Here is a 16,874-nt window from a genome sequence, read left to right as displayed (position 1 = left end):
ATGCCCGAATCGAGAGCATTCAGCCTGCTGGCCCGGATCGGCCTGACCTGCTACGCGGCCGTGCACCTGATCGTCGCGTGGCTGGCCGCCCAGGTGGCGCTGGGCGACAACGATCGCGCCGACAAGGCGGGCGCGCTGCAGATCGTCGCGTCCGAAGGCGGTGCCTGGCTGCTCTGGCTGGTCGCCGCCGGTACCGGCGTGCTGGCCCTGTGGCAGCTCGCCGAGGCGATCACCGGCCATCGGAACGCGAAACCCCGGCGGCGCTGGGCGCGGCGGGCGGTCAGCGGGATCGAAGTCGTGCTGTACGGCCTCGTCGCCTACAGCGCGGGCAAGACGGCGGTGGGCTCGTCCGGCAAGGCCGGGTCGGTGGTGTCGAGCGTGCTGAGCCGGCCGTGGGGCGCGTTCGCGGTGATCGCGGCGGGCGTCCTGGTCATCGGGATCGCGGCGTGGCTCGCCTACCGCGGAGCCCGGAAGAAGTTCCTCCACGACCTCGACTTCGGCGGCGCGTCCCGCACCCTGCGGCTGTCGACCACGCGGCTCGGCCAGATCGGCTGGTGCGCGGTCGGCGTCACCTACGCGACGGTGGGGGCGATGTTCGTCCTGGCGGCCGTCCAGTACGACCCCGGCAAGGCGGCCGGTCTGGATCCGGCGCTGAAGACGCTGGCCGCGCAGCCCTACGGACAGGCGCTGCTGCTGACGCTGGCCGCGGGGATCGCGGTGTTCGGCGTGTTCGCGCTGCTGGAGGCCCGCTTCCGCCGGCTGTGACGCGGGAGGAGCGGTCAGCCGGCGCCGTTGGGGCTGGTGCCGGTGCACCGCCCGGCAGCAGCGGGATTCGACCGTCGCGAATGACTCACTCGGGACGCCTGAGGTCCCCAATGAGTCATTCGCGACACCGGCGACAGCCCCAATGCCCCCCTCAGCCGTCCAGGGTCTGGTACGCGGTGGTCCAGAAGTCCTGGTGCAGCCGCGGGGTGTCCGGCGAATCCAGCGCCGTCTGCGTCAGCAGGATGCCGACCAGGTCCTCCGCCGGGTCGGCGTACGCGGTCGTGCCGAGGCCGCCGTCCCAGCCGAACTGGCCCGGGGAGGCCAGGTCGCGCCGGTGGGTGCGGACCGCCATGCCGAAGCCGTAGCCGCCGTGGTGGCCGAAGTGGTCACCGAACTGGTCCTTCTCCACCTTCTGGGCCGGGGTCAGGTGGTCCGTGGTCATCAGCGCGACGGTCGCGCGGGACAGCACGCGCCGGCCGCGGTGGACACCCCCGGCCGCGAGCATCCGCAGGAACGCGTGGTAGTCGTCCACTGTGGACACCAGGCCGTCGCCGCCCGCCTCGAAGGCCGGCGGGCGGCTGTACTTGCCGTCGCGCGCCTCGTCCCACACCGTCAGCTCACCGGTCGTCGGGTCGTGGGCGTAGCTCGACGGCAGCCGGTGGATCTTCTCCGCCGGAACGTGGAAGCCCGTGTCCACCATGCCGAGCGGGCCGAACAGGCGCTCGGCCAGGAACGCGCCGAACGGCTGCCCCGCCGCCCGCGAGACGAGCACGCCGAGCACGTCCGAGCCGACGTGGTACTGCCAACGGTCCCCCGGCTGGTACATCAGCGGGAGCGTGCCCAGCCGGCGCAGCCACTCGTCCTGGCCCACCGTGGGCCAGTTCGCGGTGCCGTCGCCGACGACTCCCAGTTCCAGCGCCGCCTCCAGGATCGGGCACAGCGCGAACACCACGCCGAAGCCGAAGGTCAGCGTCAGCAGGTCCCGCACGGTGATCGAGCGGGCCGCCGGGACGGTGTCGTCCAGCGGCGCGTCGATCCGGGACAGCACCCGCCGTCCGGCCAGCTCGGGCAGCCACGTCTCGACCGGGTCGTCGAGGCGCAGGCGGCACTCCTCCACCAGGATCATCGCCGCGGCGGCGGTGACCGGCTTGGTGAGCGAGGCCATCCGGAAGATCGTGTCCCGGCCCATCGGCGTGGTGCCGCCCTCGTGCAGCGTGCCGAGCGCCTCGACGTGCACCTCGTCGCCGCGGCCGACCAGCGCGACCAGCCCGGGCACGGTGCCGACCTCGACGTGCCTGCTCAGCACGTCGCGGATCCGGTCCGGCGCGGACAACCCGCCGCCCGTCATCGTCCAGTTCCCCGCTCGATCCCAACTCACTGTCTGTGACATGCCTCCGAGCATCGTGGGGATGCGGCCCGGGAACAACGGCGGTTCTGGCATCGTCTGGATAACACGGCACTTATCGATCCTGGGGGCAGGACTTGGAACTGCGGGACATCGAAATATTCCTGACGCTCGCCGAAGAACTGCACTTCGGCCGCACGGCGGCGCGGTTGCACGTCTCACAGGCCCGGGTGAGCCAGGCGATCAAGAAGCAGGAGCGCGGTGTCGGCGCCCCGCTGTTCGAGCGCACCAGCCGGTCGGTGCGGCTCACCCCGGTCGGCGAGCAGCTGCGCACGGACCTGTTGCCCGCCTACCGGTCCCTGCGGGAGGGCATGGCCAAGGCCCGGCTGGCCGCCGAAGGCAAGACCGGCGTGCTGCGGGTCGGCATGCTGCCGGCCAACGCGCACGACCTGCGGCCGTACTGGGAGGCGTTCCGCGCCCGGCATTCCCGGTGGGGCCTGCACATCCGCCACAACCCGTTCGTCAACGCGTTCGCCCCGATCCGCAACGGGGACATCGACGTGCTCGTGGCCTGGCTGCCGGTGGAGGAACCCGACCTGACCGTCGGCCCGACCGTCTACACCGAACACAGCGTGCTGCTCCTGGCCCCGGACCACGAACTGGCCGGCGAGAAGTCGGTGTCGCTGGAGGTGTTCGGGGACCACGGCATCCTGCAGGGCCCGCCCAGTCCCGATTACTGGGCCGACGCCTTCACCCCGTTCCAAACGCCGAGCGGCCGGGCGATCGACCGCCGCCCGCCGTACATCGCGAGCCTCGACGACATCTTCACCCACGTCGGGAACGGCGACGGCCTGCACAACCTCGGCGGGCACGTGGCGCGCTACCACGCCCGGCCCGACATCGTGTACGTGCCGATCCACGACTGGCCGGGCCTGCGCTGGGGCCTGGTGTGGCGCAGCGACACCGACAACGAGATGGTGCACGCGCTGGCGGCCGTGGTCCGCGACCTCGGCGTCAGCGGGGGGTGAACCCAGCGTGGTCACCTCGACGCTGCCCCCGGTGACGGGGCGGCCAGAGGTGGACCGGCAGGTCGTCCGCCTTCCCCGGCACGACGGCGGCCCGTTCGTGGCCGTGGCGGTGGCCGGCCTTCAGCCGGCCCGCCAGGACGACGTCCTCGTGCAGCGGGCCGGTCGTGAAGGTGAGCCGCTGCGCATGGACCTGACCGTTCACGCGGGACTCGTCGCCGCGGGCCTCGGTGTGTCCGCGGTACCGGGACTCGTCCTCCCGCTGATGACGTTCGCCGGCCTGCGCCACCGGCCGCTCGGCCACCCGCGCACCGAACGCACCATCGCGGTGGTCCGCGTCCCCCACCGCCCGCTGGCCCCGGCGGCGACCGCGTTCCGGGCGGCCATCACCCAGGCGAGCCGGTACGGCATCCCGCTTCCGGCCGAGACGAACTGGCTGTGATCCACCTCGAATGTTCGTCGATTCTTTCGATTATTCGATTGCTTCGACCAGCACTCTTCCGCACCCGGGATCATCGCCGGGTGCGAGCGTTGACGGCGGGTATCAACCATGTTGGAATATGTCCCCCAATGGGCATGAGAGGTAATCCGCCATGACTTCCCGAGCAACGAAGCTCCGGTCCGTCTTCCTGGCCGCCGCACTGGCCGTCACCGCGAGTGTGTCCGGGATTAATCCGGCCACCGCCGCCACTCAGGCGAATGCTTCACAGATCGTCGCCGACATGGGCGCCGGGTGGAATCTGGGAAACCAGCTCGAAGCCAACGCCAACGGCGTCCCCAGCGAAACGGCGTGGGGGCTGCCGACCGTGACCCAAGCCCTCATCGACAAGGTCAAGGCCGCCGGGTTCCGGACCATCCGGATTCCGGTCTCCTACCTCAACCACATCGGCGCCGGCCCGAACTACCAGGTCAACGCCGCCTGGCTGAACCGGATCCAGCAGGTCGTCGACTACGCCTACCGGCGCGGCATGTACGTGCTGATCAACATGCACGGCGACGGCTACAAGAGCATCAACGGCGCCTGGCTGATCTGCGATGCCGCCGACCAGGCCACCATCAAGGCCAAGTACCAGAAGGTCTGGCAGCAGGTCGCGGCCCGGTTCGCCGGCTACGACCAGCACCTGATCCTCGAGTCCATGAACGAGGAGTTCGACGGGCAGTACGGCAACCCGACCCAGCCGTGCTACTCCAACATCAACGCCTACAACCAGATCTTCGTCGACACCGTGCGCAAGACCGGCGGCAACAACAGTTCCCGGTGGCTGCTCGTCCCCGGCTGGAACACCAATATCGATTACACCGCCGGCAACTACGGCTTCCGGCTGCCCACCGACCAGTTCCGTTCTCCCAGCATTCCCGCGAGTGAAAAACGGATCATGATTTCCGTCCACTACTACAGCCCGTGGGACTTCGCCGGCGAGGAAAACGGCACCATCACGCAGTGGGGCCGGGGCGCGACCAATCCATCGAAGAAGTCGACGTGGGGGCAGGAAGACTACCTCAACGCCCAGCTGAAACTGGTGTACGACGCCTTCGTCGCGAAGGGTTATCCGGTCGTCGTCGGCGAATACGGGGCCATCGACAAGTCGGCGTTCGATTCCTCGAACAACCGGTACCGCGCCGACTTCGCCCGCGCCATCGTCTCGACGGCCAAGAAGTACGGCGCGGCCACGGTCTACTGGGACAACGGCCACAACGGCCAGTACGGCTTCGGCCTGTTCGACCGGCGGTCCTACGCGGTGACCCAGCAGGGCATCATCGACGCCATCAAGGCCGGCCTCGCCGGCTGACGACCACGCGTTCCAGACGGTAGAGCGGGCAGGCGCGCCGAGGGGGGAGGAGGCGCACCTGCCCGCGGGTGAGACGCTAGCGGACTCTCCGGCGGTTCGCCGATCGAGCGATCGGCGAGGCCGTCACCTGCAGGTCTTCCCGTTCACCGCGAAGGCCGCCGGCTGGGGGTTGCTGCCCGTGTAGCTGCCGTTGAAGCCGATCGAGACCGACTTGCCCGGCGCCACCGATGCGTTCCAGGGCAGCGCCGTGGCGGTGACGTCCGCTCCGGACTGCGCCCAGGTCGCCGACCAGCCCTGGGTCACCTTCTGGTTACCCGCGAAGGCGAACTTGAGCGCCCACGTCGGCCACGCCGTGGTCCCGGTGTTGGTCAGGGTGAGGTAGGCCGTGAAGCCGCCGGACCAGTTGTACCCCGTGTAAACCACCGAGCAGCCGCCGCCGGAGGGGTCCGGCAGCGTCGTGAACTGCGTCGACGCCGAGTCCGGGCCGGTGAGGCCCGCGCCGTTGCGGGCCACCACGACCAGGGTGTACGCCGTCGAGGGCGTCAGGCCCGCGAGGGTCGCGGACGTCCCGGTGACGGTGGCGAGGACCTTCCGGGTCGCGCCGGTCACGCCGACGACGTCGTAGTTCTTGATCCCGCTCTCCGCGTCCGAGGACGCCGTCCAGGTCACCGTCGCGCCGGTGGCGGACACCGCCGACACGCTCGGCTTGCCCGCCGCGGCCGGGGCGGTCGTGTCCACCGCGGACGGCGACTTCTCCGCGGTCCAGTTCGCCAGCCAGGCCAGCGCCGAGTTCCAGTTGACGGCCACCTCGTTCACCGAATACGCCTGGATGTCGTCGACGAAGCAGCGCTGGGGCGCGCAGCCGGTGAGCAGCCGGGCCGCGGTCGGGTCCTGCAGGCCGCTGTTGGGCCCGCCGGACAGCGCCCCGGGCGGCGCGATCGGCAGCGCCGGGTCCAGCTGGTGCGCCCAGAACCGGTGGTGCACGTTCTGCACGGCCTGGTCACCGTGGCCGGAGACGTAGGAGTGGTTCGCGGGGTTGCGGCCCAGCAGGTAGTCCATGGCCTGGAACGCACCGTCGCGGTACTTGTCCTGCTTGGTGAAGTCGTGGGCCAGTGCGAGCACCACGCCGTTGTTGGCCACGAGGCCGTTGGATCCCCACTCGTACGTGCCGTCGGCCGTGCGGTAGGGCGCGGGGTAGCCCATGCCCGCCATCTGGGCGAGGTGGCTGTCGGCGGTCGTGGTGATCGCCGACTTGATCGCCGCGACGTCCGCCGCCGGCAGGTCGGTGGGCACCAGCGCGAGGGTGATGTCCCCGAGTGCGCCCGTCGAGCCCCAGTCGAAGCCGTGGGTGTTGAAGCTCGCGCCGCGGTAGAGCGAAGACCCGGTGACGTCGGCGCGGTACGCGCTCTTCGCCGTCGTCGCGAACAGCTCCGCGGCCGCCCAGTAGAACTCGTCGGTCACGGTGTTGTCGCCGTAGGCCCCGCCGCCGGTGCCGTCGTTCGGGTCGGCGAGCACGGCCGGGTTGGCCTTCGCCGCGGCGTACGCCTTCTCGGCCGCGGCCAGCAGCTTCGCCGAGTACGCCGGGTCGATCGTCCGCCACAGCCGGGACCCCTGCGCCGCGACCGCGGCCATGTTCAGCGTGGCCGCCGTGCTCGGCGGGGAGAGCCGGCGCGGCTGGCTGTCCAGTTCCGGCCGGGTGGGCAGGCTGGTCCACTGCGCGTCGTGGATCTTGTGGTGCACCATGCCCGCGTTCGGCTTGCCGTCGGGCACCTGCATGGAGAGCAGGAAGTCGACCTCCCAGCGGGCCTCGTCGAGGATGTCGGGCACGCCGTTGGCGCGCTCCGGGATGGCCAGCTTGCCGTCGCCCAGCGCGCTCGCGTCGCCCAGCTTCAACGCACGCTCGTACTCGTCGAGCAGCTGCCAGGTCGCGATGCCGCCGTTGACGACGTACTTGCCGTGGTCGCCCGCGTCGTACCAGCCGCCGCGGACGTCGAGGGTGTAGCCGCAGTTCAGGTCCGACCGGCAGGGCACGTTGTTGTCACCCTGGTTCGGCGCGACGTTGACGTGCCCCGCCGGGCGCGCGTAGGTGGCCCCGACGTACTGGGCGTCGATCGCGACCCCGCTGCGCTGGTGGTAGAAGAACGCCAGCGCGTCGTAGCGCAGCTTCTTCAGCCCGTCCGCGGAGATGTCGAACGGGAAGCTCGTCTCGGTGCCGACGGCCAGCGTGTACCCGGTACCCGCGGTGTCGTAGGCCGAGAAGTCGATGACGTGCACGTTCTCGCCGGAGGGGGCGTCCGCGCCGCGGGGCCGGGTCTGGCCGGTGGTCACCGCGGTGCCGGCGGAGTTGCGCAACGTCCACGTCACGGGCGTCGCCGAATTGCTGATCACCGTGGCGTGCTTGGGCAGGCCGGGCGTGTAACTTTCCTGGTTCACCCGGATGCCGCTCGTGGGTGGCAGGCCACCGGGCGGGATGACTCCGCCGATCAGTGAAATGTTGTCCAGGCAGACGGTGTTGTCCGCCGCCTGGCCGCCGAACCAGAAGGCCAGCTGGCCGTTGCCCGCGTTCGGGAAGTCCAAAGTGGACGTGAAGGTGACGGTGAAGTGCTGGGTGGCGGGGGTGACCGTCAGGTCGGTGCGGGAGATCTGCCGGTAGGGCGAGACGGCCTCGCCCGCGACGGCGGAGATCTGCTGGGTGGTCGTCGCGTGCGCGTCGAACTCCAGCGTGTACTCCTGCCCCGCCTCGAAGGGGACGCCGTTCTGGCCGGCCAGCGCGTCGTAGCCGTTGGCCGTGCCGCCGGTGACGTCGGTGCAGAACTCCCCGCCGGTGACGCGGCCGGTGGTACCCTCACCGGCCCACCAGGGGTCGGGGGTGCTGCCGGCGAAGGTGCCGTTGAGCAGCCGCTCGTAGTCCGCGGCCGCGGCGGGCACGGCACCCGCCGTCAGCCCGAGCGCCGTCACCCCCAGCAACACCAGACCGGTCCGGAATCTCCTTGCCCGCATTCGCCATCTCCTCGTCGTCGAGCTCGGCGGAAATCTTTCGGGGGCTCCGGGTGGCGGAGCCACGGACGTCACTGAGTGGGAGCGCTCCCAGGCAGGGAACTGTAATCATTCGCGCACGCCTTTGGCAATGATCCACAGAAGGAGGGTGGACGCCGCACCGGCCGTCCTCTATACATACGTGGGCCACCGGGTCGGTCGAGCCGAAATTTTCGGTAAGTTTCACGACCGCCGGTGCGAACGGAAATGTTAACGCTAACTTCAGGTCCGCCCGTCCGGAAAGGGGCACCGATGCCCGCACGAACCCGTTCACGGATCCTGCACTTGTTCACCGCGGCGGCCGCCGCGGTGTCGTTGTCCGCCGCGGTCCCGGCGGCCGCCGTCGCCGCCCCCGGGAGCCCCGCGGTGACCCCGCCGCTGGGCTGGAACAGCTGGAACAGCTTCGGCTGCAACGTCAGCGAAACCACCATCCGCCAAGCCGCCGACGCGATGGTCTCCTCCGGCATGCGTGACGCGGGCTACCAGTACGTCGTCGTCGACGACTGCTGGTTCGACCCGCAGCGCGACGCACAGGGCAACCTGCGCGCCAACGCCTCGAAGTTCCCCGGCGGCATGAAGGCACTCGGGGACTACATCCACGCCCGCGGCCTGAAGTTCGGCATCTACCAGGTCCCCACCGACAAAACCTGCGCCCAGCGCACCGGCACCTACCCCGGCTCCACCGGGAGCCAGGGCCACGAAACCCAGGACGCCCGCACGTTCGCCTCCTGGGGCGTCGACTACCTCAAGTACGACTGGTGCTCCCCCGCCGGCACCCGCGACGAACAGGTCAGCCGGTTCGCCCTGATGCGCGACGCCCTGCGCGCCACCGGACGGCCGATCGTCTACAGCATCAACCCCAACAGCTACCACGCCATCACCGGCGACAAGTACGACTGGGGCCAGGTCGCCGACCTGTGGCGCACCACCGAAGACCTGCTCGACATCTGGCAGAACGGCAACACCAACAGCTACCCCATGGGTGTCGGCAACGTCCTCGACGTCACCGCCCCGCTGGCCGCGCAGGCCGGTCCCGGGCACTGGAACGACCCGGACATGCTCGTCGTCGGCCGCCCCGGCCTGTCGCTGACCGAGTCCCGCGCCCACTTCGCCCTGTGGGCCCTGCTGGCCGCGCCGCTCATGGCGGGCAACGACATCCGCACGATGTCGGCCGACATCAGCGCCGTCCTGCGCAACCCCCGCCTGCTGGCGGTCAACCAGGACCGCCTCGGTGCCGGCGGCCGCCGGGTCCGCGACGACGGCAACGTCGAGGTCTTCGCCAAGCCGCTCGCCGACGGATCCGTCGCCGTCGGCCTGCTCAACCGCGGCAGCGGCACCACGAACATCAGCACCACCGCGGCCCAGATCGGGCTCGCCGGGACGTCGTTCACCCTGACCGACCTGTGGACCGGCGGCACGTCCGCCACCAGCGGCGCGATCAGCGCGAGCGTGCCCGCCCACGGCGTCGCCGCCTACCGGGTCTCGGGCGGAACCCCGCTCGCCGCCACGACGTCGCGGCTGCGAGGCACCGGTGCGAACCGCTGCCTCGACGTCGACAACGCCTCGACGGCCTCCGGCGCGGGCACGCTGATCTGGGATTGCCAGACCGCCGCCAACCAGCTCTGGACGACCTGGGAGAACGGCGAAATCCGCGTCTTCGGCGACAAGTGCCTCGACGGCACCACCAGCGGCGCCCGGGTGTTCAGCCGCTCGTGCACGGGGCAGAGCAACCAGAAGTGGACCGTCGGTCAGGACGGCACGATCCGCAATGTCCAGTCAGGACTGTGTCTGGACGTCGAAGGCGCCGCGACCGCCAACGGGAGCCGGGCGATCCTGTGGACCTGCAACGGCCAGGCGAACCAGCAGTGGAGCCGCGTCTGACCGATCGCCGGCGGGTGCGCCCCAATGTGGCCTTCGGTGCGTTGAATCAGCACTGCGGCGCGAAGCGCCTCCGTTGAGGGTGGTGGCGGGGGCATGGATGGAGCACCGAAGGCCACATTGGGTGCACTACCGGACCGCTGTCAACGTCGCCTTCTCACCTGACCGAGGGACACGGCAGCCGTAACGCGCGGGCGGTAACGGAGCGATAACGAGAGGTACGGAACCGCTCGACCGCAGGAGAACTTTCGCGTGGAAACACCGTGCCGAGGCCCCATCGACGTCACCCGGGTCACCGGGTTCGACACCGGCACCGCCGACCCCGACGACCTTCGCCGCGCCGTCACGGCGTCACCCGGCTACACCCGCGCCGCCACCGAGCAGCAGGCGGCGGTGCTGGACATCGTGCTGCGGGTGGGCACCACGCCCGTTCCGGAGCCGAGACGACGGCGCGGGGTCGTCGGGAGGCTGCTCGGCCGCCGGTGAACTCCCGGGCACGAAAAAGCCGCGACCGACGTGTCGGTCGCGGCTTTTGCCTGCGCCGGGTGGGACCGGCTCACCGGCTCTGCCCGGTGGCCGGTCCCACCCGTGCCGGCGTCGGCACCAGGTCGCTGCGTGCCCGGAACCGGAGTTGTGCGGCTCGCTCCCGGTTCCCGGCACGCCGCACGACTTCAGGCGCGGCGCCGGATTCCGCGCCCCGGCCGGCTTCCGCACACACAACGGGCAGCCGCGGCGCGGGGACTCAGTGACCCTGGCTGGTGCCACCGTCGGCGAGGCCGCCCGAGGCGCAGTTCTCCGGGTTCTCGCCGCTGGCCTCGTGCGCGCCCGGCGACAGGATCGGCACGCCGATGCCGTTGAGCGAGTTCTGGATCGGCACCTGGACGCCGAGCACGTTGATGTTGTTGTCGCAGACGCCGAGCACCGCGTTGACGTTGTGCAGCACGTCGGTGTTGTTCAGGTTGAGCAGGCCGAGCTGGCCGGTGTGGCCACCGTCGTGGTGGTCGTGACCGCCCGGCGTGCCGGCGGCCGCGACGCCACCGGCCAGGAAAGCCCCGGCCGCCATGGCAGCCGTGACGAAACCAACCTTCTTCAGCATTTGTTCTCCTCGATCGTTCGGTAAAACGTCCGTGCATCGGACAGGACGGCGGCGAGGTGTGTGTTGCCCGTCCCGCGTGAGGAAAACGTACTGAGAGAATGGGGACCATTCCACTTCAAGCCACCATTGGGTGCGCACCGCAAGCCGCTGACCGCGCCGTGATTGGCCCGATCGGGTCAGCGGGTTTATTGGCGGAGCCCGGCATCGCGCCGACGCATCACGCGGTTGTGGCAATCCCTCCGTCGACGGGAACGACAGTGCCCGTCAGGTAAGCGCCTGCCCGGCTGGCGAGGAACACGGCGACCCCCGCCATGTCGTCGTCGCGGCCGATCCGGCGCAGCGGGGCCGACGCCGCGATCGCCTCGCCGAGCTCGTCGAGGGTTGCCGCCATCATCGCCGACGGGAACGGTCCCGGCGCCACCGCGTTCACCGTGATGTGCTGCGGGCCCAGTTCCTTGGCGAGCACTCTGGTGAGCTGGTGCAGTGCGGCCTTGCTGCTGGAGTACGAGTAGTTGGGCCGCTGGGGGATGTGGATGGCGGCGATGCTGCCGATGTTGATGATCCGCGCGGGATCGTCGGCGGTCCCAGCGTGGCGAAGTGCCGGCAGCAGCGCCTGCACCAGCCAAAACGGCGCCTTCAGGTTGAGGTCGACGACCGTGTCCCATGCCGCGTCCGGGAACGTCGCCAACGGCTCGTCCCACATCGCGCCCGCATTGTTGACGAGGATGTCGAGACCGCCGGCGTCGGCCGTGACCAGGTGAGCGAGGCGCTCACACTCGTCGTGCCGGGACAGATCGGCGGGGACCGCCCGGACGTCGCCGTGTTCGGACAGCTGTTCCTGCGCCCGGGCGCAGGCTTCCGCGTTGCGTGAGCTGATGACCACGCGGGCGCCCGCCTGGAGGAGCCCGCGCGCGATCATCATCCCGATGCCCCTGGTACCACCGGTGACGAGGCCGCGTTTACCACTCAGATCGAAAAGCTCCGTGTGCGTCACGAATTGGCTGTTCACCACTTGCCGCCTTTCCCCGCGATCTTGTCCCGAACGACGCTAAGGGCTGGAGCGCGCTCCAGGTCAACCGTGACCGCAACCCCATGGTCGCGTTCGCACAATCGTTCAGGCCACAACCACTCGAACAACCGCGACCGAATCACGGGCGAAGCCGTAGGCTCAGCGCACGGAACTCGTTCCTCCGACCTCGGGAACGGGTTTCCGGCTGGTGAACCGGCGAGGCGTGAACCCCTCAGCCGAGCCCGCAGCCGGGCGACGCCCCGGCCTCGCCGGTTCCCAGCGGTCAGCCCGAAGGGACGGGCAGGTGGTGGCACAACACCGCGCGGACCGCGCGTTCGGCGTCCGCATCGGACAGTCCCGGCCCGGCGTTGCTGCCGGCGGCCACGACGACCGCGGCCACGTCGCGGAGCTTGACGTTGCTCGACTGCGACAAGGTGACCAGCACGCCGAACGCCTCCGCGGGGGAGCAGCCGCGCAGGAGCATCACCATGCCCTTGGCCTGCTCGATCACCGGCCGGGTGGACAGCGCCTCGCGCAGCTGCGCGTTCTCGACCGCCGGGTCGACGTCACCGGCCACGGTCGCACGCTCCCGCCTTGCCTCGCCCAGCGAAAAGCCGCCGCACGGAACGAGCATCCGTGCGACGGCTTCCCACCGGGTCGGTCAGTGGCCCTGGGCCGTCCCGCCGTCGGCGATGCTGCCGCTGGCGCAGTTGGACGGCGTCGAGCCTTCGGCCTCGTGCGCCCCCGGCGACAGGATCGGGACGTCGATGCCCTGGGCGACGTCGTGCAGCGGGACCTGCACCCCGAGCACGTTGACGTTGTTGTCGCAGACGCCGACGACCGCGTTCACGTTGTGCAGCGCGTCGAGGTTCTGCACGTTGGCCAGGCCGAACTGCTCGCTGTGGTCGGACGGGTGACCGTCAACGGTCACGGTGGCCGCGGAGGCCGAGCCGCCGAACGCGGCCAACCCGGCGGCCAGTGCGGTCGCGACGAATCCGAGCTGCTTGATCACAGGAAGAACTCCTCAACTGCCCGCCCGCCACGGGGCGGTACTTCACGGCGCGACTGCAGCCGCGCCATTTACGGAAATCATTTCTTTCCGCCGGGGGCGGAAATTCACTCGCCCTGGCTGGTGCCGCCGTCGGCGAGCCCGCTGGAGGCGCAGTTGTACGGCGACTCGCCGCTCGCCTCGCTCGCACCCGGCGAGAGGACCGGCACGCCGATCCCGTTGAGCGACTCGTGGATCGGCACCTGGACGCCGAGCACGTTGACGTCGTTGCCGCAGAGCCCGAGCGTGCCGTTGACGTTGTGCAGCACGTCGGTGTTGTTCAGGTTCACCAGGCCGACCTGACCGGTGTGGTCGTAACCGTAGTGGCCGTGGTGGTGGCCGTGCTCTTCGTCGGGCGTCCCGGCGGCCGCGATCCCGCCGGTGACGAATGCCCCGGCGGCCATGGTGGCGGCGACGAAGCCGATTTTCTTCAGCATGGATTCTCCTCGATAAGACAATTGCCAAGGCGGAATTCAAGGCAATGATCCGCCTCGGTGGGAAAACCGTACTGAGGGCCCGCCCGGCGTTCCAGCCGGTTCACCGATCGTGTGGGGTGCGCGGACCCCTGACCGGGGTTCGTATAGCTCGAACGGGTGGCCCACCCCGGGACCTCCAGGATTCGGCCGGACGCGCGGCCGGTGATCACTGAACCGTTACTACGCAACGTGTTCCACCAACCGAGCCACCCGTGCATGTCACGCTTTGGGGTTGCTCGCGGCCCGCGGTTCCGTGTCGGAGCGTGACGAATTCCCGAACCCCATCCTTCGAAAGTGAAGCCACTTCCGCGTTCCTACGCTTTGCCGGGTCACCCGGTACGCGGTGCGGGACGTGAGGAGTCGTTCGTGGTGGATTACGCGGTGCTCGTGGCGTCCGCGGTGCTCTACGCGGTGGGGATCGTCGCGCAGAGCGTCGCGGCGCGGCGGGCCGGGAACCGGCCGGGCGCGGGGCTCGGCCTGCTGGCCCGGCTCGCCGCCGATCGCCTGTACCTGCTGGGTTTCGCCGGCCAGGTCGGCGGGTTCGCGCTCGCCTTCTTCGCGCGTGCTTCCCTGCCGCTGTACCTGGTTCAGGCCGCGTCTTCGTCGGCCATCGGGCTGGCGACGGCGTTCGGGATCGTCGTGCTCGGGTGGCGGATCCGCACCGGGGAAGCGATAACGCTGGTGCTGCTGGCTTCCGGGCTGGTCGTGCTGGCCGGGTCGTCGTCGGCCTCGGTCGCCACGGACCTGCCGCCCGCCGGGGTCGCCGTTCTCGCGGTCGTGGTGCTCGGCATCGGGCTGGCCATGGTCCCCGCGGGCCGCGCGGGGACGTTCCTGCCGGCCGCCGTCCTGTCCGGACTCGCGTTCGCCGTCGTGGCGGTCGCCAGCCGGACCCTCGCCCACCTCGATCTCGCTGCCCTGCCGGGGAATCCGCTGACCTGGCTGATGCTGGCGGCGGCCGTGCTCGGCCAGGCTTCGATGGCGTCCGCCCTGCAGCGCGGGCCGGCGGCCGCGGTGGTGGCCACGGCCGACGCGACCACGATCGTGCTGGCGTCGGTCACCGGGATCGCCGCCCTCGGCGACCACGTCGCCACCGGGCAGGGACCGTGGGTGGCCGCCGGGCTCGCCGTGGTCGTGTGCGGTGTCCTGCTGCTCGGCGTGCAGTCGCGGGCCGGCGCGCCCGCCCTCGCCGGGGAGGCCGCGTGACCCCGCGGCCGCTCGCGAGCGTCTCGGTCGACCTCGACAACCTGTGGGCCTACCTCAAGACCCACGGTGATCCGGGCTGGCGCGACCGGCCCAGCTTCCTGCCGTCCGCGGTGCCGCGGCTGCTGGAGATCCTCGGCGAGCAGCGCCTGACGACGACGGTCTTCGTCGTGGGGGCCGACGTCGTCCGCGAGGACGGCGCCAAGGCGGTCGCCGAGATCGCCGCGGCGGGCCACGAGGTGGCCAACCACTCCTTCGGCCACGAACCCTGGCTGCACCGCTATTCGCGCGAGCGGCTCGAAGACGAGCTGAGCCGGACCGAAGACGCGATCGCCGCCGCGGGCGCGCCCCGGCCGAGCGGGTTCCGCGGTCCCGGCTACAGCGTCACGCGCGACCTGGTCGAGCTGCTCGCCGAACGCGGCTACGCCTACGACGCCAGCACGCTGCCGACGTGGATCGGCCCGCTGGCCCGCGCGTACCACAACCGCACGGCGAAAGCGCCGGAAGAAGGGCTCGACGAGCTGTTCGGCGGCGTCTCCCGTGCACTGGCGCCGGTGCACGCCTACCGCTGGCAAACCTGCGTGGGCAGCACGCTCGTCGAGCTGCCGGTGACGACGATGCCGCTGCTGCGCACGCCGATCCACGGTTCCTACCTCCTGCAGCTGCACGAAATCTCGCCGCGGCTGGCCCGCGCGTACTTCCGGACGGCGCTGCGGCTCTGCCGCGCCCGCGGGGTTTCGCCGTCGCTGCTGCTGCACCCCACCGACGTCCTCGGCGCCGCCGACGCGCCCGGGATGGAGTTCTTCCCCGGGATGGCGACACCGGGTGCGCGGAAGCTGGCCTGGCTCGGCTGGGTGCTGTCGGCGCTGCGGGAGCACTTCGACGTCGTCGGCACCGGGGAGTACGTCCGCCGGACCACTGTGCGGCGCACCCGGCCGGTGACCAGATTGGACGCCGGGAGATGACGATGGTTGCGGTCGTCAGGCCTGCCCGGCGCGAGCACCTCGAGACGGCCCTGCTGCGGGCCCTCGCGTGCGCGACCGTTGCCTTGGCGCCGGTCGAGGGTTACCTGACGGCCGTGCAGGGCCAGCTCGGCAAGGTCGCGCCCGCGCTGCTGACCGTCGTCTGGCTCGCCGTGCGGATCCGGCGGCGGCAGCCGCCCCGCCCGACGCCGCTGCACGCGGTCCTCGCGCTTCTCACCGTGGTGCTCGCGGCGACCGCGGCCCGGCACGCGGCGAGCCCGTTCACCGCCGAGTACACCCTGCGCTGGCTGCCGTTCCTGGTGGTCACCGCGGTGCTCGCGGACGTCGCGAGCCGGGAGGTCCCGATCCGGTGGCTGCTGCTGGCGGCGGCCGCCGGCGCGACCGTCGCCGGCGCGGGCGCCCTCTACAGCCTGGTCGCCGAGGGCGAAGCCCGCGCCAGCGGCCCGCAGCCGGACCCGAACGACCTGGCCTACTTCCTCGTCGCCGCCGTCCCGCTGCTCGCGGCGCTGCACCGCCGCGGCCGGGGGTTCCTCCTGACCGTGGCGGGCGTCGTCCTGGTGGCCGGTGCGACGGCGACGTTCTCCCGCGGTGGCGCACTCGGCCTGACCGCCGCGGTCGGCTGGCTGCTGCTGCGGCGGGTGCTGCCGTGGCGGGTGCTCGCCGCCGCGGCCGTGGCGGTTGCCGGGCTGGGGCTGGGTGCCGTGCTGTTCGCCGGGCCGCAGCTGGACCGGGCGCTGCAGGAGAAGAGCTTCATCGCCGCGTCCAATGTGGACACCCGGGAGCTGCGCTGGCAGGCGGCGGCCCGGATGCTGACCGCCCACCCCGGGCTGGGCGTCGGCCCCGGCGGGTTCCGCGAGCACTACGCCGCCGAGTCGCACAACGCCGAGGTCGACGAGCAGACCCCGGTGGCGCACAACATGTACCTCGAGGTCGCCGCGGAACTCGGCCTGCCCGGGTTCGCGCTGTTCGCCGGGGTGGTCGGTGTGGCCGCGGTGGCGAGCGAGCGGACGGTCCGGCTGGCCGGACCCGGGCCGCGGCGGACGGAAGCGGTCGCGATCCAGGCATCGCTGCTGGCCGTGCTGGTCACCTCGACGTTCCTGTCCGAGCAGTACTACCTGCCGTTGTGGTCGCTGGCAGCGCTGGCCGTCGCGGCCGAAGCACGGATTCGCAATCCGGCCAAAAGCAGGCCGCCCCCCGAATGCGGCACGTGACCGTTGCTACGA

The 16,874-nt window shown here is 71.0% G+C and carries 16 protein-coding genes; 9 read left to right on the top strand and 7 right to left on the bottom strand.

All coding sequences use genetic code 11. From position 1 onward, the window contains the following. A complete protein-coding gene (locus ACLJQE_RS42745) occupies positions 1 to 765 on the top strand; it encodes a DUF1206 domain-containing protein (RefSeq protein WP_410645579.1) in 765 nt (254 codons plus the stop codon). 151 nt (positions 766 to 916) lie between these two features. Here ACLJQE_RS42745 and ACLJQE_RS42740 read toward each other — a convergent pair whose 3' ends face one another. Beyond that, positions 917 to 2,155, bottom strand: coding sequence for a serine hydrolase domain-containing protein (locus ACLJQE_RS42740; RefSeq protein WP_410645578.1), 1,239 nt, complete (start codon positions 2,153 to 2,155; stop codon positions 917 to 919). Between the two features lie 92 nt (positions 2,156 to 2,247). Between ACLJQE_RS42740 and ACLJQE_RS42735 the strand changes: the two genes are divergently transcribed. The 3 genes from ACLJQE_RS42735 to ACLJQE_RS42725 all read left to right on the top strand — a co-directional run bounded on the left by ACLJQE_RS42735 (position 2,248) and on the right by ACLJQE_RS42725 (position 4,925). Then, on the top strand, positions 2,248 to 3,138 hold the full coding sequence (locus ACLJQE_RS42735; RefSeq protein WP_410645577.1) for a LysR family transcriptional regulator: 891 nt from the start codon (positions 2,248 to 2,250) through the stop codon (positions 3,136 to 3,138). Positions 3,139 to 3,169: 31 nt separating this feature from the next. After that, on the top strand, positions 3,170 to 3,577 hold the full coding sequence (locus ACLJQE_RS42730) for a LysR substrate-binding domain-containing protein (protein ID WP_410645576.1): 408 nt from the start codon (positions 3,170 to 3,172) through the stop codon (positions 3,575 to 3,577). Positions 3,578 to 3,728: 151 nt separating this feature from the next. Beyond that, positions 3,729 to 4,925: a glycoside hydrolase family 5 protein gene (locus ACLJQE_RS42725; RefSeq protein ID WP_410645575.1), complete on the top strand. Its 1,197-nt coding sequence runs from the start codon at positions 3,729 to 3,731 to the stop codon at positions 4,923 to 4,925. Between the two features lie 123 nt (positions 4,926 to 5,048). Here ACLJQE_RS42725 and ACLJQE_RS42720 read toward each other — a convergent pair whose 3' ends face one another. Beyond that, positions 5,049 to 7,925: a glycoside hydrolase family 9 protein gene (locus ACLJQE_RS42720; RefSeq protein ID WP_410645574.1), complete on the bottom strand. Its 2,877-nt coding sequence runs from the start codon at positions 7,923 to 7,925 to the stop codon at positions 5,049 to 5,051. A gap of 288 nt (positions 7,926 to 8,213) precedes the next feature. On the opposite strand from ACLJQE_RS42720, the gene ACLJQE_RS42715 reads away from it, so the two are divergent. Then, positions 8,214 to 9,842, top strand: a complete 1,629-nt coding sequence (locus ACLJQE_RS42715; RefSeq protein WP_410645573.1) for a glycoside hydrolase family 27 protein — start codon at positions 8,214 to 8,216, stop codon at positions 9,840 to 9,842. A gap of 249 nt (positions 9,843 to 10,091) precedes the next feature. After that, the gene (locus tag ACLJQE_RS42710) at positions 10,092 to 10,325 is read left to right on the top strand and encodes a hypothetical protein (RefSeq protein ID WP_410645572.1); all 234 of its coding nucleotides are present in this window, start codon (positions 10,092 to 10,094) and stop codon (positions 10,323 to 10,325) included. A 256-nt stretch (positions 10,326 to 10,581) separates the two neighbouring features. Here the strand turns inward: ACLJQE_RS42710 and ACLJQE_RS42705 are convergent, their stop codons facing one another. The 5 genes from ACLJQE_RS42705 to ACLJQE_RS42685 all read right to left on the bottom strand — a co-directional run bounded on the left by ACLJQE_RS42705 (position 10,582) and on the right by ACLJQE_RS42685 (position 13,429). Continuing rightward, a complete protein-coding gene (locus ACLJQE_RS42705; protein WP_410645571.1) occupies positions 10,582 to 10,935 on the bottom strand; it encodes a hypothetical protein in 354 nt (117 codons plus the stop codon). Between the two features lie 217 nt (positions 10,936 to 11,152). After that, positions 11,153 to 11,944, bottom strand: a complete 792-nt coding sequence (locus ACLJQE_RS42700; protein WP_410645570.1) for an SDR family oxidoreductase — start codon at positions 11,942 to 11,944, stop codon at positions 11,153 to 11,155. A 283-nt stretch (positions 11,945 to 12,227) separates the two neighbouring features. Beyond that, complete coding sequence (locus tag ACLJQE_RS42695) at positions 12,228 to 12,578, bottom strand: ANTAR domain-containing protein (RefSeq protein WP_410645569.1); 351 nt, start codon at positions 12,576 to 12,578, stop codon at positions 12,228 to 12,230. A gap of 27 nt (positions 12,579 to 12,605) precedes the next feature. Beyond that, positions 12,606 to 12,956, bottom strand: coding sequence for a hypothetical protein (locus ACLJQE_RS42690; protein ID WP_410645568.1), 351 nt, complete (start codon positions 12,954 to 12,956; stop codon positions 12,606 to 12,608). Between the two features lie 104 nt (positions 12,957 to 13,060). Continuing rightward, positions 13,061 to 13,429, bottom strand: a complete 369-nt coding sequence (locus tag ACLJQE_RS42685; protein ID WP_410645567.1) for a hypothetical protein — start codon at positions 13,427 to 13,429, stop codon at positions 13,061 to 13,063. Between the two features lie 405 nt (positions 13,430 to 13,834). Here ACLJQE_RS42685 and ACLJQE_RS42680 point away from each other — a divergent pair, with 405 nt between their 5' ends. From ACLJQE_RS42680 to ACLJQE_RS42670, 3 genes are read left to right on the top strand one after another with little or no spacing between them, the layout of a single operon-like run. Continuing rightward, positions 13,835 to 14,671, top strand: coding sequence for a hypothetical protein (locus ACLJQE_RS42680; RefSeq protein ID WP_410645566.1), 837 nt, complete (start codon positions 13,835 to 13,837; stop codon positions 14,669 to 14,671). Beyond that, on the top strand, positions 14,668 to 15,633 hold the full coding sequence (locus ACLJQE_RS42675; RefSeq protein ID WP_410645565.1) for a polysaccharide deacetylase family protein: 966 nt from the start codon (positions 14,668 to 14,670) through the stop codon (positions 15,631 to 15,633). Before ACLJQE_RS42680 ends, ACLJQE_RS42675 begins: the two co-directional genes overlap by 4 nt. A gap of 2 nt (positions 15,634 to 15,635) precedes the next feature. After that, the gene (locus tag ACLJQE_RS42670; RefSeq protein WP_410645564.1) at positions 15,636 to 16,862 is read left to right on the top strand and encodes an O-antigen ligase family protein; all 1,227 of its coding nucleotides are present in this window, start codon (positions 15,636 to 15,638) and stop codon (positions 16,860 to 16,862) included. Positions 16,863 to 16,874: the final 12 nt, after the last annotated feature.

The organism is Amycolatopsis sp. lyj-346 (genome assembly GCF_046548975.1).
In the GTDB taxonomy this organism is placed as follows: Bacteria; Actinomycetota; Actinomycetes; order Mycobacteriales; family Pseudonocardiaceae; genus Amycolatopsis.
This window is presented reverse-complemented; position numbering and strand designations above follow the sequence as displayed.

Bases quoted from the DNA above. Each gene is read 5' to 3' on its own strand.
- ACLJQE_RS42705 (WP_410645571.1), bottom strand. From the start codon at position 10,935: ATGCTGAAGAAGGTTGGTTTCGTCACGGCTGCCATGGCGGCCGGGGCT.
- ACLJQE_RS42715 (WP_410645573.1), top strand. From the start codon at position 8,214: ATGCCCGCACGAACCCGTTCACGGATCCTGCACTTGTTCACCGCGGCG.
- ACLJQE_RS42740 (WP_410645578.1), bottom strand. From the start codon at position 2,155: ATGTCACAGACAGTGAGTTGGGATCGAGCGGGGAACTGGACGATGACG.
- ACLJQE_RS42685 (WP_410645567.1), bottom strand. From the start codon at position 13,429: ATGCTGAAGAAAATCGGCTTCGTCGCCGCCACCATGGCCGCCGGGGCA.
- ACLJQE_RS42745 (WP_410645579.1), top strand. From the start codon at position 1: ATGCCCGAATCGAGAGCATTCAGCCTGCTGGCCCGGATCGGCCTGACC.
- ACLJQE_RS42670 (WP_410645564.1), top strand. From the start codon at position 15,636: ATGGTTGCGGTCGTCAGGCCTGCCCGGCGCGAGCACCTCGAGACGGCC.
- ACLJQE_RS42695 (WP_410645569.1), bottom strand. From the start codon at position 12,578: ATGCTCGTTCCGTGCGGCGGCTTTTCGCTGGGCGAGGCAAGGCGGGAG.
- ACLJQE_RS42725 (WP_410645575.1), top strand. From the start codon at position 3,729: ATGACTTCCCGAGCAACGAAGCTCCGGTCCGTCTTCCTGGCCGCCGCA.
- ACLJQE_RS42720 (WP_410645574.1), bottom strand. From the start codon at position 7,925: ATGCGGGCAAGGAGATTCCGGACCGGTCTGGTGTTGCTGGGGGTGACG.